This window comes from Leucobacter edaphi, assembly GCF_016522535.1.
Classification (GTDB): domain Bacteria; phylum Actinomycetota; class Actinomycetes; order Actinomycetales; family Microbacteriaceae; genus Leucobacter; species Leucobacter edaphi.
Map to the genome: position 1 here is coordinate 306,558 of NZ_JAEHOI010000011.1, position 14,387 is coordinate 320,944.

Annotated in this window: 13 protein-coding genes; 1 reads left to right on the top strand and 12 read right to left on the bottom strand. The window is 70.9% G+C overall.

Annotated features, from left to right (window positions below; translation table 11 throughout):
* Positions 1-45: 45 nt before the first annotated feature.
* From JD292_RS11510 to tilS, 7 genes are all read right to left on the bottom strand, one after another.
* A complete protein-coding gene (locus JD292_RS11510; RefSeq protein ID WP_200132895.1) occupies positions 46-567 on the bottom strand; it encodes a DUF3180 family protein in 522 nt (173 codons plus the stop codon).
* The gene (folK, locus tag JD292_RS11515; RefSeq protein WP_200132896.1) at positions 560-1,108 is read right to left on the bottom strand and encodes a 2-amino-4-hydroxy-6-hydroxymethyldihydropteridine diphosphokinase; all 549 of its coding nucleotides are present in this window, start codon (positions 1,106-1,108) and stop codon (positions 560-562) included. The genes JD292_RS11510 and folK overlap by 8 nt, the downstream gene beginning before the upstream one ends.
* Positions 1,105-2,484, bottom strand: coding sequence for a dihydropteroate synthase (gene folP / locus JD292_RS11520; RefSeq protein WP_369411237.1), 1,380 nt, complete (start codon positions 2,482-2,484; stop codon positions 1,105-1,107). Before folP ends, folK begins: the two co-directional genes overlap by 4 nt.
* A complete protein-coding gene (gene folE / locus JD292_RS11525) occupies positions 2,481-3,065 on the bottom strand; it encodes a GTP cyclohydrolase I (RefSeq protein ID WP_200132897.1) in 585 nt (194 codons plus the stop codon). The genes folP and folE overlap by 4 nt, the downstream gene beginning before the upstream one ends.
* A 10-nt stretch (positions 3,066-3,075) precedes the next feature.
* Positions 3,076-5,238: an ATP-dependent zinc metalloprotease FtsH gene (gene ftsH, locus JD292_RS11530; RefSeq protein ID WP_200132898.1), complete on the bottom strand. Its 2,163-nt coding sequence runs from the start codon at positions 5,236-5,238 to the stop codon at positions 3,076-3,078.
* A gap of 155 nt (positions 5,239-5,393) precedes the next feature.
* Entirely contained in the window at positions 5,394-5,957 is a 564-nt protein-coding gene (gene hpt, locus JD292_RS11535; protein ID WP_200132899.1) for a hypoxanthine phosphoribosyltransferase, read from the bottom strand.
* A gap of 87 nt (positions 5,958-6,044) precedes the next feature.
* Positions 6,045-7,235, bottom strand: coding sequence for a tRNA lysidine(34) synthetase TilS (gene tilS / locus JD292_RS11540; RefSeq protein WP_369411238.1), 1,191 nt, complete (start codon positions 7,233-7,235; stop codon positions 6,045-6,047).
* 206 nt (positions 7,236-7,441) lie between these two features.
* Here tilS and ppa point away from each other — a divergent pair, with 206 nt between their 5' ends.
* Entirely contained in the window at positions 7,442-7,936 is a 495-nt protein-coding gene (gene ppa, locus JD292_RS11545) for an inorganic diphosphatase (RefSeq protein ID WP_200132900.1), read from the top strand.
* A 234-nt stretch (positions 7,937-8,170) separates the two neighbouring features.
* Here the strand turns inward: ppa and JD292_RS11550 are convergent, their stop codons facing one another.
* The 5 genes from JD292_RS11550 to JD292_RS11570 all read right to left on the bottom strand — a co-directional run bounded on the left by JD292_RS11550 (position 8,171) and on the right by JD292_RS11570 (position 14,320).
* Positions 8,171-9,343 carry an acyl-CoA dehydrogenase family protein gene (locus JD292_RS11550; protein WP_200132901.1) on the bottom strand — a complete coding sequence of 391 codons (1,173 nt, stop codon included), beginning with the start codon at positions 9,341-9,343 and terminating at the stop codon, positions 8,171-8,173.
* Complete coding sequence (locus JD292_RS11555; protein WP_369411239.1) at positions 9,340-10,611, bottom strand: beta-ketoacyl-[acyl-carrier-protein] synthase family protein; 1,272 nt, start codon at positions 10,609-10,611, stop codon at positions 9,340-9,342. Before JD292_RS11555 ends, JD292_RS11550 begins: the two co-directional genes overlap by 4 nt.
* Positions 10,608-12,107 (bottom strand): class I adenylate-forming enzyme family protein, encoded by a 1,500-nt coding sequence (locus JD292_RS11560; protein ID WP_233614167.1) that lies wholly within the window; start codon positions 12,105-12,107, stop codon positions 10,608-10,610. Before JD292_RS11560 ends, JD292_RS11555 begins: the two co-directional genes overlap by 4 nt.
* A gap of 90 nt (positions 12,108-12,197) precedes the next feature.
* A complete protein-coding gene (locus tag JD292_RS11565; protein WP_200132903.1) occupies positions 12,198-13,691 on the bottom strand; it encodes a DHA2 family efflux MFS transporter permease subunit in 1,494 nt (497 codons plus the stop codon).
* A complete protein-coding gene (locus tag JD292_RS11570; RefSeq protein WP_369411240.1) occupies positions 13,688-14,320 on the bottom strand; it encodes a PadR family transcriptional regulator in 633 nt (210 codons plus the stop codon). The genes JD292_RS11565 and JD292_RS11570 overlap by 4 nt, the downstream gene beginning before the upstream one ends.
* Between the last annotated feature and the right edge of the window lie 67 nt (positions 14,321-14,387).

The following is a 14,387-nucleotide window of genomic DNA, read 5'->3' on the forward strand; positions in this document are numbered from 1 at the left end:
CGGCAACCAGCCTACGCGAGCGCTGTGGGGTTCCCGGTGATGCGCTCAGCGCGTGCGAAATGCTGGCTGGTCCAGAGGCCCTGGTCCTGGAGGCTGATCGGCGTCGCCGTCGCCGCTGCCGTCGTCCCCCGGGGGGACGCGGCAGAGCGACTCGGCGATCGCCGCGCACGCGATCAGGATCGCGGAGCCGAGGGCCACCGCGAGCATCGGCGCCCAGGTCGAGGCGGGCGCCGCGATCGTACGCCCGGACAGGGAGGCGAGCATGCCGAGGCCGAAGCCGAGGCTCAGCGCGCCGACCAGGAGCCCCGCTCGCGCGGTCGCGAGGAGGCGGACCGCGTGGAACGGGTTGACGTCGCCGGGCCGGTGCCGGACCGCCCTGCGCAGCCGGATGCCGAGGACGAGGAGCAGCCCGCCCACGAGTACGAGCGTGATCGGGTAGGAGATCGGCGGAACGAAGGGCGGATTGCCGCGATTCGAGAGGCCGATTTCGATGAGGAGGCCGATGACGAAGCCGATGCCGCTCGCGGCGACGGCAACCCAGGGATTCCTCCGCTCAGGCTCACCCATCGCTCGTGCCCCCTCCCGTTTCCGTCGCCGGCCCGCTCGGCTCGTCGAGCGGGGAGGTCGTGTCGCCGATGCGCGCGAGGAGCTCGGACACCCTGCCGTGCCCCATGAGCACCGCCGAGGGATCGAGATCGAGCCAGGGCGACAGCACGAAGTCCCGTTCGTGGCCGCGCGGATGCGGAACGGTGAGGCGTTCATCCTTGATCACGCGGCCGCCGAAGAGGATCAGATCGATATCGAGCGTCCGATCGCCCCAGTGCGCGCCGCGCACGCGGCCGTGCGCGTGCTCGACGGACTGCAGGAGGTCGAGCAGCGCGTGCGGAGCGAGGGTCGTCTCGGCCGTCGCGACGCCGTTCAGATAGCGCGGCGCATCCGGATCGGGCCCCTGCGGCGTGAGCGCGATGGTCTCGCGGAGCGGTGACGCCGCAAAACCGGCGATGCCGGGGGCCCCGGCGAGTTCGCGCTGGGCCGCGCGGATCGTCTCGCCCCGGTCGCCGAGGTTGGCACCGAAGGCGAGCAGAATCGGAACCACCTGCGCGATCATCGGGCAGCTCCGTCCGTGCGCGCCGGGCCGGCCGAGCCCGCCCCTTGCGTCGACGACGTGCCTGGCGCCGCTTCGGCCGCTCGCTCGACGGTCACGGAAACGTCCGTGAAAACGGCGTCGATCGGGGCGTCCGGCTTGTGGACCGTGATCCGGGCCGAGCGCACTCCGGCGAAGCCGAGCGCCACGGCAGCGACCCGCTCGGCGACGGTCTCGATGAGATCGACCGGGTCGCGACGCACGGCGGCAACGATCGCTTCGGCGAGTTCGCCGTAGTGGACGGTGCGCGCGAGCTCGTCGGTTCCGCTCGCGGCACGCAGGTCGACGGCCACCTCGGCGTCGACGATGAAGCGCTGGCCGCGCTCGCGCTCGAAGTCGAAGACGCCGTGGTGCGCGAACACCTCGAGCCCCGTGAGAGAGATCCGGTCGCGACGGCCCGCGCTCGGCTCCGACGCGTCAATGGCCCGATCGGACGGCCGATCCGAGGCCCCTGCTGGCTCGAGTCCGGCGGATCGTTCGGATGGCCGCGCGGCGCCAGCGCGCGACCAGGCGCGCTCGATCGCGAGCGCCTGAACACTGCCGCCGACGTCGTGCACGCGCACCCCCCACGCGCCGGCGCGCGCCGCGAGGGCGCTGACGACCGCGGTCGCGAGGTCACGCTCGTGCGCGGGCGCGGCGGCCGGCGTCACGGCGCCGGGGACCGCCGCCAGCGCGTCGGCGATCATTCGCTTGCGGGAGGCCCCCACGAGCACAGGGAAGCCGAGCGCCGTGATCGCGTCGAGTCCCGCGAGGAGTTCCCAGCCCTGTTCGCCGGTCTTGTCGAAGCCGAGGCCGGGATCGAGGATCAGGTGCTCGGGCGCGACCCCGGCGGCGACAGCGGCGCGCACGAGGCCGGCGAGTGCGTCTCGTACCTCCTCGACGACGCTCCGGTACTCGGAGCGTCCATGCTCAGGATCAGGGATTCCTCGCCAGTGGCCGATGACGAACCGAGCGCCGTGCTCCCGGCTCGCCTCCGCTGCGACGCCGAGCATCTCGGGGTCGTGCGTGCCGCCCGACACGTCGTTGATGATGCGGGCGCCAGCGGCAACTGCTGCGCGGGCCGTCCCAGCGTGAATCGTGTCGATCGACACCTCGATCCCGTCGGCGGTGAGTGCGGCGATCACCCCGAGCACGCGCTCACGCTCGACCTCGGGGTCGACGGGCACCGCGCCGGGCCGGGTGGATTCGCCGCCGACGTCGATGATCTGCGCACCCTGCGCAACGAGCGCTCGCGCGTGGGCGATCGCGTCGCCCGGCGTCTCCCAGCGGCCGCCGTCGCTGAAGGAATCGGGCGTGACGTTGAGCACGCCCATCACGACGACGGCGGCAGGCGCGCTCACTGCTGCGGCTCCGGTGCATTGATCAGGGAAAAGATCGCCGCTTGCTCCGCGGCGTCCGCGAAGTCGCCGCGCGCGGCAACGGTGACGATGGAGGATTCCGATTGACGCACGCCCCGGTCGGCGACGCAGCCGTGGCTCGCCTCGAGGACAACGAGAACACCGCGCGGTGCAAGCCCCTCCTCGAGGGCCTGCGCGATCTGCTCCCCGAGGCGCTCCTGCACCTGCGGGCGGGCGGCCAGCGTGTCGACGACGCGCGGGATCGCGCTCAGCCCGACCACGCGGTCACCCGGCCGGTAGGCGATGTGCGCCCTCCCGCGGAACGGCAGGAGGTGGTGCTCGCAGACGGAGCGCAGCACGATGTCGCGCATCAGCACGAGCTCGCCCGTGTCCTCGCCGACAGGCACGGCGTCGGAGAGCAGGACGAGCGGGTCCTGACCAACCCCCGAGAAGAACTCGGCGTAGGCGTCAGCGACGCGGAACGGCGTGCTCGCGAGCTCGGGGCTGTCGGGATCCGACCCGATAGCGCCGAGCAGCTCGCGCACCGCGGCAGCGATGCGCTCGCGATCGACGGTCTCGCCCATCGCCACTCTCCTACTTCGCGTCGCTGCCGGGTTCGTCGCCGCGCACTCCCAGGTTGCGGGGAGGCTGGCTCGACTCGCCCGGGGCTGGTGCCGCGGGCGGCGCCGGCGGGAGCTGCGTGGTCGGGGCGTTTCCGTCCGCAGCGTCCCGGGTGTCCTGACCGCCGGGGGTCTCCGGGCCGGCGTCCGCGGCCGCGGGCGCGCCGTCCGCCGCCGCGGCGGCATCGTGGCGGTCGTCGGTGCGCACTACGGCGGGGACCTCGATCGGCGGGCGGTGAGAGACCGGGCGATCCGTGTTCGAGAGCCAGGTGGGGCGCTCGGGCAGCTTGCGAACGTCCTTGAAGATCTCGGCGATCTGGATGTGGTCGAGCGTCTCCTTTTCGAGCAGCTCTCGGGCGAGGCGGTCGAGAATGTCGCGGTTGCGGGTGAGCACCTCGTAGGCCTCGTTGTGCGCCTGCTCGAGCAGCGCGCGCACCTCGGAGTCGATCGAGGTGGCGACCCCCTCGGAGTAGTCGCGGCTCTGACCGAACTCCCCGAGGAACGCTCCGGGCTGTGCCTGGCCGAGCTTCACCGGGCCGACCGAGGCCGACATGCCGTAGTCGGTGACCATCTTGCGAGCGGTCCCCGTGGCCTTCTCGATGTCGTTTCCTGCGCCCGTGGTGGGGTCGTGGAACACGAGCTCCTCGGCGACACGACCGCCGAGCGCGTAGGCGAGCTGGTCCTGCAGCTCGTTGCGGGTGATCGAGTACTTGTCCTCCAGCGGGATCACCATCGTGTAGCCGAGGGCGCGGCCGCGCGGCAGGATCGTGATCTTCGTGACGGGATCCGTGTAGTTGAGCCCGGCGGCGACGAGCGCGTGACCGCCCTCGTGATACGCCGTGATCAGCTTTTCCTTGTCCTTCATGACGCGCGTGCGGCGCTGCGGACCGGCGATGACGCGATCGATCGCCTCGTCGAGCGCGCGGTTATCGATGAGCTGCGCATTCGAGCGGGCCGTGAGGAGGGCGGCCTCGTTGAGCACGTTCGCGAGATCCGCTCCGGAGAAGCCGGGGGTCTTGCGCGCGACAACCTCGAGGTCGACGTTCTGGGAGAGCGGCTTGCCCTTCGCGTGCACCTGCAGGATCTTCAGACGGCCCGGCATGTCGGGCGCGTCGACGCCGATCTGGCGGTCGAAGCGGCCGGGGCGCAGGAGCGCGGGATCGAGCATGTCGGGGCGGTTCGTCGCCGCGATCATGATCACGTTGGTCTTCGGGTCGAAGCCGTCCATCTCGACGAGCAGCTGGTTGAGCGTCTGCTCACGCTCGTCGTGGCCGCCGCCCATGCCCTGCCCGCGGCGCTGGCCGACGGCGTCGATCTCGTCGACGAAGATGATGGCCGGGGCGTTCGCTTTGGCTTCCTTGAAGAGGTCGCGGACGCGGCTCGCACCGACACCGACGAACATCTCGACGAAGTCCGAGCCCGAGATCGAGTAGAACGGGACGCCGGCCTCACCAGCGACCGCCCGCGCGAGCAGGGTCTTACCCGTTCCGGGCGGGCCGTAGAGCAGCACGCCCTTCGGGATCCGGGCGCCGACTGCCTGGAACCGCGTGGCGTCCTGCAGGAAGTCCTTGATCTCGTGAAGTTCCTCGACCGCCTCGTCGGCTCCCGCGACGTCCGCGAACGTGACCTGCGGCGTCTCCTTGGAGACGAGCTTCGCGCGCGACTTGCCGAACTGCATGACGCCGCGGCCGCCGCCCTGCATCGAGGACAGCATCCACCACAGCAGCGCGCCGATGAGCAGCAGCGGCAGCAGGAAGCCGAGCAGCGACCAGATCGGATTGGGCTGCGGCACGCGATCCGTGAAGCCATCCTTCGGTTCGGCCTTCGTCACCGCGTCGACGACGGCCTCGCCGCGCTGCGACACGTAGTAGAAGAAGACCTCGTCCGTGGAGAGCTTCTTATCGGCCTTCGTGAGCGTCAGATTGACTCGCTGATCGCCATCGATGATCTCGGCCTTCTTGACGTCGCCGTCCTTCAGCATCTGCAGGCCCTGCTCGGTGGGCACCTCGCGGACGTTGCCGCCCGAGAGTAGCGACCACCCGAGCAGCACGATGAGCGGCGCGAGGATCAGATAGAGCAGCGGGCCGCGGAACAGCTTTCTGCTCTTCGTCGTGCTCTTCGTCGGTTGCTCTGCCAAGTCGGGACCTTTCGCGGGGTGCGTGCCGGGAGATCCCAGCTGGAGAAAGCGTAGCCAATACCACTGACGCCCGGCTGGACTTCGCGGGCTTGTCCGCTCAGGGCGCACCCTGGCGGGGTTTGGTCGCGAACGCCACGCGTCGCGACCGGGAAGAACTACTTCCCGTCGCCGCCGTACACGTGCGGGGCGAGCACGCCGACATCGCGCAGGTTGCGGTAGTCCTCGGCGTAGTCGAGGCCGTATCCGACCACGAACTCGACCGGGATGTCGAATCCGACATACGCCACGTCGACCTCGACCTTGAGCGCCTCGGGCTTGCGCAGCATCGTGCAGATCCGGACGGAGCGGGCGCCGCGGCTCTCGAGGTTGTCCTTCAGCCAGGACAGGGTGAGGCCGGAGTCGATGATGTCCTCGACGATGAGCACGTCGCGATCCGTGATGTCCGCGTCGAGATCCTTCAGGATCTTCACGACACCGCTCGACTTCGTTCCCGCACCGTACGAGGAAACGGCCATCCAGTCCATCTGCGCGTGGAAGCGCAGCTCGCGGGCGAGATCGGCCATCACCATCACTGCACCCTTGAGCACGCCGACGAGCAACGGCGGGGTCTCCGGGTAGTCCGCCTCGATTTCGCGGGCCATTTCCGCGAGGCGGGCGTGGAGCTCCGCCTCGGTGTGCAGCACGGTGGTGAGTTCGTCGCCGAGGTGTTTCGAATCCATGTCTCTACTGTAATCGTCGATGGGTCCAGCAGACCCTGAAGGACGCCCAGATCGCGCGGCCGATCCGGGCGGAACGTCGCGTCGCGGCTAGTTACTCGGCTTCCGCGGCGAGCCGTGCTGCCGCGTGAACACGATGCGATCGCCGTTCCGCTCGACCCAAATGCCAGGAACGTAAACGGGGCCCTGCCCCCGCCAGGAGGTCACGAGCGCCGCGATCCCGAGCGTGTGTTCCTGACTCAGGTGGGCCCTGAAGCGGTCGGCGGCGAGCAACCGGAAGGCGCGGTTCCGGATCGCGGGCGGCTGGCCAACGAGCGCGGAGGCCGCGAGCTCGACGCGCTCGACCTCTCCCGTTTCCGGGTTCGGGGTCTCCTCGATGAACGCGCCGGCGAGGGCGTCGACCGCGAGCTGATCGAGGGCGTCGGCGTCCTCGCGAGCGAGGTCCGCCGTCCGTGCGAGCGCCGCCGCGATGCCGGGGCCGAGCTCGTGTTCGAAGAAGGGAAGGAGCCGGTTGCGCACGCGGACCCTGGCGAACGCCGGATCCGTGTTGTGGGGGTCGTGCCAGGGGGTGAGGCCGTCGGCGGCGCAGGCCGCGAGCGTGATCTCGCGGGAGATCACCGGGTCCGAGGCGAGGAACGGCCGCACCAGCTGCCCGCCGCCGGGAAGGTCGCGGCGCGCGCGGATCCCGGCGAGGCTGCGGATCCCAGATCCTCGGGCGAGCCCGAGGAGCACCTGCTCTGCCTGATCATCGCGGGTGTGCGCGGTGAGGATCGCAATGGCCCCCGTCTCTCGCACGACCGCGGCGAACACCGCGAAGCGGGCGTCGCGCGCCGCGGCCTCTGGGCCGCCTGCCCCGGCGGCCGCCGCGACGTCGGCGCGACGGACCAGCACGGGATCGAGGCCGAGCGCCTCCGCCTGGGCCGCGGCGTGCGCCGCGACATCGGCGGAGCCGTCCTGCAGGCCGTGGTCAATGACGATCGCGCCAGCGACGAGGCCCAGCGCGGACGCCTCGCGCGCGACCGCGGCCGCGAGGGCGAGCGAATCGGCGCCGCCGGACAGGGCAACGAGGACCGTCGGCGGGGTCGCCTGCGCGGCGGGGAGCAGCCCGTGCTCCGGCTGCCCGGTCGCGCTTCCCTGTTCGCCGACCGAGGCGAACTGCAGGGCCGCGAGTTCGCCGAGCGCGGCCCGGACCGATCGCCTCGTGTCGACCCTCGCGTCCGTCGAGGACTCGCGCCGAACCGTGCTTCTTGCGCCCTGATCTGGGCCTGCTTGCTGCTCCACGGCTCCACGGTAGCGCGAACCCGGTGAAAAATGGCCCCCGCTCACGCAACTCCACCGCAGCAGCCCGCCCGAGACTTCGCCGGGCTCGGCCCGCAACCTCGCCAACTCCTCACGCGCGCGCTCGCCGGTCCGCTACCCTGGTGACCGCAACGAACATCAGAGTCGGGCTGCGCCCGGCCGCACACAGAAAGCACGGAGGAGCGCGCATGGCCGCTGCATTCGACGCCGTCATCGAGATCCCGAAGGGGAGCCGCAACAAGTACGAGGTGGATCACGAGACCGGTCGCGTGTACCTCGACCGCGTGCTCTACACGGGCTTCGTCTACCCGACCGATTACGGCTTCTTCGAGGAGACGCTCGGCGAGGACGGCGATCCGCTCGACGTGCTCGTGCTGCTCGACTACCCGGTGTTCCCCGGCGTCGGCATCAAGGTCCGCCCGGTCGGCGTCCTCAAGATGAGCGACGAGGCAGGCGGAGACGACAAGGTCATCGCGGTGCAGCACAAGGATCCGCGCTGGTCGCACATCCAGGACGTCGCAGACATCCCGGAGTACACCCGCAAGGAGATCGAGCACTTCTTCGAGCACTACAAGGATCTCGAGCCCGGCAAGTGGGTCAAGGTCGACGCCTGGGGCTCGGCCGCCGACGCAGAGAAGCTCATCGTTGAGGCGCAGGAGCGCCTCGCCTCGCAGGGCCACTAGGCCTCCAGCGAGCGGAGGGCCGGGGATCGTTCGCGATCCCCGGCCCTTCCTGTGTGCTCTTCCTGTGTGGCTTCCCGCGGGCCCCTTTGCTTCGTCCCCTGAGCCGAAGGCCTCTCCCCCATCAGGGGTTCAGGGCGGCAGGCCCGGGCAACCTTCACATCCCGACAGGAACGGGCTATGGTTGCCGTGATCGCTGACAAAGGCGTCTGCGATCACCCAAACTTTCGGCCAGATCTAGTCGTCGAGGAGCGCCGCAGCGTACATGGGCCGCGCAGCATCCGCCGCCGGCGGGTGAAACAGCGAGGCGGCAGCGTCGCGGTACAGGCGGCTCGCCTCGTGCGCACTGGCGAAGCCGCTGCCTCCCGTGCACATGAGCGCGACCTCGGCGCAGCGCCGAGCGGCAGCGCCCGCCCCGAGGCGCGCGCCGACGAGGCGGAGCGGCCAGCCTGCGCCGTGGTCTGCGAACTCGTCGAAGTCTCGCGAATAGGCGTCGATCTGGGCCACCACCGGGAGGAATTCGAGGTGGGCGTCCGCGAGGCGAGCGCGGAATTCCGGGGTCTGGGCGAGCGTCTCGCCGCGCTTCTCGGAGCGGCGGCGCTTGAGGCCCGCCGCGCCCACCTCGAGCGCCCTGCGGGCGACGCCAGCGTAGACGGCCGCGATGAGGAGCTGGAAGTTTGCGGTGATGGCGAAGGTGAGCAGGTCCGGGACGGGGCCGGGCTCGATACGCCGGTTGACCCGGTCGGCTGGCATGTGCGCCTCATCGAGGATCGTCGCGCGGCTCTGGGAGGCGCGCATGCCGAGCACGTCCCAGTCGTCCGAGACCGTGATGCCCGGGGTTTCGCGGGTGAGGAAGCCGTACACGAGCCGCGGCTCCTCGGGGTTGCTCTCGTCGAGGCCGTGCGTGATGAGCCGGGTCCAGGCGGGTGAGAGCGAGGTGAAGATCTTCACCCCGGTGAGGCGGTAGCCGCCTTCGCCATCGGGTACGGCGCGGGTCTTGGAGCCCTGCAGCACCCAGTCGTTCGCGGGTTCGCTGATGCCGAATGCGAAGATCTCCCCCGCGATCGCCTCCTCGAAGACCTGGTCCAACGAGTGGTCGCCGCGTTCGTGGAGCGCGCGGGCGACCCCCGTGCACATGAGATGCATGTTGATGGCGAGCGCGGTGCCCGGCGCGGCCCCCGCGAGTCGCTGCTGCAAGCGGGCGACCTGCTCGAGGGTGAGGCCCGGTCCCCCGAACTCGCTCGGCACGAAGACCGTGAGATAGCCCGTCTCGGCGAGGTCGGCGAGGTCCTCGTCGAAGAAGCGGTTCTCGCGATCGATCTCCCCCGCTCGCTCCCGCATCCGTTCGAGCGTCGCCTCGGGGAGGAATCGCTCCGCGAGCTCCCGATGCCTGGTTTCCCGGTCCGTCATGCTGCTCCCATCCTGTCGGGGCGCGTGATGAGCACCGCGCCGTTGTGCCCGCCGAACCCGAACGAGGTGGAGAGCACGCTGCCAATGCTCGCGCTTCTCGGCTCGTTCGCGACGAAGTTCCAGCCCTCGAACTCGGGGTCTTCGAGGTTGATCGTGGGCGGCAGAATGCCGTCGGCGAGGGCGCCGAGCGAGATGATCGCCTCGACGATCCCCGCCGCGCCCAGCAGGTGGCCCGTGCTCGACTTCGTGGCGCTGATCGGGATCTCCCGCGCGCGTTCTCCGAGCGCCGCCGCGAATGCCAGCAGTTCCGCGCGGTCTCCTGCGGGGGTGCCGGTGCCGTGCGCGTTGATGTGGTCGACGGCGTCCGGCTCCAGCCCCGCGTCGGCGAGGCACTCGGCGACCGCTGCCGCGGCGCCCCGACCCTCGGGGTGCGGCGCGGTCGCGTGGTGCGCGTCGCTCGAGGCCCCGAACCCCGCGAGCACGCCGAGGATCGGGGCGCCGCGTCGCACCGCGGATTCCTCGGGCTCGAGCAGGATCGCGCCGGCGCCCTGCGACATTACGAACCCGGCCCTGGCGCGGTCGAACGGACGGCTCGCAGCGCCGGGACGGTCCTCGTAGCCCGCGGCGAGCGCGCGAAGATTGGCGTTCGAGGCGAGGTTGACGGCGTTGAGGCAGTCCTCCATGCCCACAACGAGGACGGCGTCGGCGTACCCGTGGCGGATGCGCCGCTGCGCTTCACCGAGCCCGATCGCACCGCTCGCGCAGGTGGCGCTCACGCCCTGGCCGGGGCCGCGGAGGTCGTATCGTTGCGAGAGCAGCGCGGCCGCCGCGTCTGGCGCCCCGTGCATCGCGAGGCTGAGCGGCACGGCGCGCGGTCCGCGCGCGTCGAGCGCCCGAGTGGCGGCCTGCATGGCGTCGACCGGGCCGGAGCCGGTCGCGGCGATCACGGCGACGCGGTGACGTTCCCACGGGAGCGGGGTCTCGGCGCCGTCCGGCCGCGGCGCCCCCGCCTGCGCGAGCGCCTCGTCGGCGGCGGCGATGGCCCAGTGCTGAACGGGATCGAGCCGCCTCGCGAGACCGGCCGGCAGCCGATCGGAGACATCGAAGTCGCTGATCCGACCGCCGATCTGCACCGGAAGCCCCGCGTACTCCTGGCCGTCGAGTCGCGAGATGAGACTGCGGCCGGCGGCAGCGGCACCCTGCAGCGCCGTGGCGCCGACCCCGGCAGGGGTCACCGCTCCGACGCCGGTGATGACCGCCCGCCTCACAGTCGCACCGCCTCGCCGTTCGCGACGAGCTCGGCCGCGGCGCCGCGCCGCAGCTTGCCCCCGACGGTTCGCGGAAGCTCGTCCACCCGGTACCAGCGTTTCGGCACGAACTGCGGGGGCAGCTTCGCGCGCGCCCATGCGGCAAGCGCGTCCCGGCGGGGCTGTGCCTCGCCCTCCGGCTCCGCGACGAGCGCGATCAGGCTGCCGAGCACCGGATCCGGGAGGGCGACCGCGACCACGGCGCCGGCTCCCGGCATTCCCTCGAACGCCCGCTCGACCTCGGGGAGGGACACCTTGTGCCCGCCGGTGGCGACGACGTCTCCCGAGCGGCCAACGAGCTCGAGGCGGCCGTTCCGCATGCGGCCCAGGTCGTGCACCGTGGCCCAGCCGCGCTCGTCGAGCAGCGTCTCATCGCTCGTGCCGGCGAGGTAGCCGTCCGAGCGCGCTGCGGCGTGGATCCACAGTTCGCCGAGCTCGCCCTCGGGGACGGGGACGCCGCGTTCATCGCGGATCTCGGCGCCGATACCCGGGTAGATGGTGATCCCCGTGCCGTCGCCGTCGCGGCTGTCACCGATGAAGCCGATTTCCGCGGCGCCGTAGTAGCTGATCAGCCGCGTTTCGGGCAGAGCCTTCGCGAGCGAGGAGCGGATGGCAGCGGGAAGGTTCGCCCCGCCCGTGACCACGAGCTCGAGCCCGCGGAAGGACTCCGGATCCCGGCGCGCGGCGATCGCGATCGCCTCGACGACGGCCGGAACCGCGACCACGCGGGTGATGCCCTCCTTGGCGACGCGGGGCCCGAGGGAGAACGGGTCGAACGCGTCGCCGAGGTGGACTTCGCCCCCGGTGGCGAGGCACTCGATCACCGCGTAGAGCGTGAGGCTGTAGGACACCGGACCGGGCGCGAGGGTGGCGACGCCGGGCAGGGGTTCGAGATGCGCCGAGGAAACGGCGACGTTCCGCCGATACTGCTCTCGCGTCTTGAGGAAGGCCTTCGGCGCGCTCGTTGTGCCGGACGAGAAGAGCATGAGGAAGGCTTCGTCGCCGGGACGCACCTCGGGGGCGGCAGCGGGCGCCGCCGAGGCGACCCGCTGCTCGAACTCCTCGAGCCCCACGAGGAGTCCGCCCCATCCGGCCTCGGCCAGTGCGCGTGACAGCTCGCGATCCTCCGAGATGAGGACCCCGATCCCGGTCGCGAGCACCGCGCGCACCCGGTGCGCGAGCGGCCATCTCGGGTCGATCACCGCGGAGACCGCGCGATACCCGGCGAGGCCGGCCACCAGGCGCGCGGCGGCGAACGCCGACTCTGCGCTGATGGCCGTGATCGGAATGCCACCGGTTTCGGGTGCGGGAACGGGCGGGGCCGTCTGCCCCGCGTGCAGCGAGGCAACCGCCGCAGAGACCCGCCGCGAGTCCTCAACGAGCTCGCGATAGCTCAGCCGGCGACCACCGCCGACGATCGCGGCGCGCTCGGGGAAGCGCTGCGCGGTCTCCAGCATGCTCGAAGTGATCGGCACTTCAGGTCCTCTCGGTCGCCCGTTCCCCCACGGTCGCGTCCATTCTAGAAGCGACCGCCGACACCCGCGCGGTCAGTCCGCGCTGCTCCTCGCGAGCACGACCGGGCGCTCCATGAAGCAGACCGCGATCACTCCGATCGCGAGCACCGCCGCCGGCAGCAGCATCGACTGCCCCATCGCCGTCGAGAAGGCGTCGATGACGGGCTCGGGCAGCTTCCCGCCGCCGAATCCCATGCTGGCCGCGGCACCGCCCTGACCAGCCGCAGCCTCCGGCATGTTCGCCTCGAGTCGAGCCTGCATCAGGGCGGCGATCGCCGCGGAGCCGACGACGGAACCGACGGTGCGCGTGGTGTTGTGGATGCCGGAACCGGCGCCGGCGAGCCGCGGCGGAAGGTTCCGATTCGCCGTCGTCGCGAGCGGCCCCCACATCCCGGCCTGCCCGATGCCCATCACGCCGGAGATCACGAGATAGACCCAGATCGGGGTGTCAGGGTGCAGCGAAAGCGCGTACGCGAACAGCGAGATCGTCACGATCGAGAGCCCGGGAACCAGGATCAGCCTCGGATCGACGCGGTCGAGCAGGCGGCCGGCGAACGGCGCAAGTGCTCCCGAGATCACGGCCATCGGCACCATCAGCAGTGCCGCCTGGGTGGGCGTCATTCCGCGCGCGAGCTGGATGAAGAACATGAGCGGCAGCGCCATGCTCGTGATCGCGAAGCCCACCGTGGTGATGCCGAAGTTCGAGAGCGAGAAGTTGCGATCCCGAAAGAGTTCGAGCGGCACGAGCGGTTCGCGGGTCGTGCGGGACTGCATGAACACGAACACCGCCATGACCGCGACCCCGCCCAGGATCATCGCCCAGATCCACCCGTTCCAGGAGTACTTCTCGCCCTCCTGCAGGCCGAAGACGATGAGGAAGAGCCCGACGCCGGAGACGATCACGCCGGGGATGTCGAAGGAGTGGGAGTGCGTCTCGAGCTTCGGCACGAGGATCCACGCGAGCACGAACGCGAGTACGCCGATCGGCACGTTGATGAAGAAGATCCACTCCCACCCGAGGCCGTCGACGAGCAGTCCGCCCGCGAGCGGACCGGTGAGCGTGGCCACTCCCGCCGTGGCGCCCCACAGCCCCATCGCGGCGCCGCGCTTGAGCGGCGGGAAGGTGCGGGTGATGACGGCCATGGTCTGCGGGGTCATGAGCGACGCACCGAGCCCCTGCACCGCTCGGGCGGCGATCAGGCCGCCGAGCGTTCCCGACATGCCGCACCACAGCGAGGCGCCCGTGAAGATCACCAACCCGATCAGGTAGATGTTCTTGGGCCCGAAGCGGTCACCGAGCCGGCCGGTGACGAGCAGCGGAACCGCGTAGGTGAGGAGATAGGCGCTCGTTACCCACACGACGTTGTCGAGGCTGTTCGTCCCGGGATCGAGAGCGGCCTTGATCGCGGGATTCGCGACCGACACGATCGTCGTGTCCACGAGGATCATGAAGAAGCCGATGACGAGCGCCCAGAGGGCTGGCCAGGGACTGCGCTCCGGTGTTGCGTTCGCGGGTGAGGCGGTCATTCGCCGTCCTTTCGAGAAGGGTTCGGTCGGTCCGAATGGGACGGGATGCCCCACTCGAGAATCGGGGTTCCGGGCGAGTCGCTCCCGGCGGGGGCCAGCTCGGCGACGAGGGACTCGGTCCAGGTAATGTCGACCTCCATGAGCGCCATCTCCCGCTCGACCTCGACGAGGAACTGGCGCTGGACGCCCCGCTCCATCGCGTCGGCGAGCCGCTCGCGGCGCTCGCCGAGCACCGTGCGGAGCTGCTCGGTGCGCCCCGCGAGCAGCTCGGCGACGGTGCCGCGATCCAGGTTGTGGGATTCCGCGAGGGCGACGCGGAAGTGAGCCGGCCGCTCGGTGCAGGGCAGCTCGCGCCGCACCCACTCGATGAGCGACGCGTCTCCCTCCCGCGTGATCGTGTAGGTGGTGCGCTCGGGCCGGTTGCCCTGGCGGTCCACGGCGACCTCGGCGATGAGGCCGTCTCGTTCGAGCGCGGTGATCTGATGGTAGAAGGTGCCCTGCTGAATGCGGATGAGGCGTTCGTCGTGACGGTCGCGGGTCAAACGGAGCATCTCGTACGGGTGCATGTCGCGCTCGCGCAGCAGAGCGAGGATCATCACCCCGACGGGGCGCAGGCGGGAAGACGTCACGTTCACTCCAATCCGACTAGTCGGAATGGACTATACACCTCACGTCGCCGGGTCCACCAGCCGGAAA

Bases quoted from the DNA above. Each gene is read 5' to 3' on its own strand.
- JD292_RS11510 (WP_200132895.1), bottom strand. From the start codon at position 567: ATGGGTGAGCCTGAGCGGAGGAATCCCTGGGTTGCCGTCGCCGCGAGC.
- folK (WP_200132896.1), bottom strand. From the start codon at position 1,108: ATGATCGCGCAGGTGGTTCCGATTCTGCTCGCCTTCGGTGCCAACCTC.
- folE (WP_200132897.1), bottom strand. From the start codon at position 3,065: ATGGGCGAGACCGTCGATCGCGAGCGCATCGCTGCCGCGGTGCGCGAG.
- hpt (WP_200132899.1), bottom strand. From the start codon at position 5,957: ATGGATTCGAAACACCTCGGCGACGAACTCACCACCGTGCTGCACACC.
- ppa (WP_200132900.1), top strand. From the start codon at position 7,442: ATGGCCGCTGCATTCGACGCCGTCATCGAGATCCCGAAGGGGAGCCGC.
- JD292_RS11550 (WP_200132901.1), bottom strand. From the start codon at position 9,343: ATGACGGACCGGGAAACCAGGCATCGGGAGCTCGCGGAGCGATTCCTC.
- JD292_RS11560 (WP_233614167.1), bottom strand. From the start codon at position 12,107: ATGCTGGAGACCGCGCAGCGCTTCCCCGAGCGCGCCGCGATCGTCGGC.
- JD292_RS11565 (WP_200132903.1), bottom strand. From the start codon at position 13,691: ATGACCGCCTCACCCGCGAACGCAACACCGGAGCGCAGTCCCTGGCCA.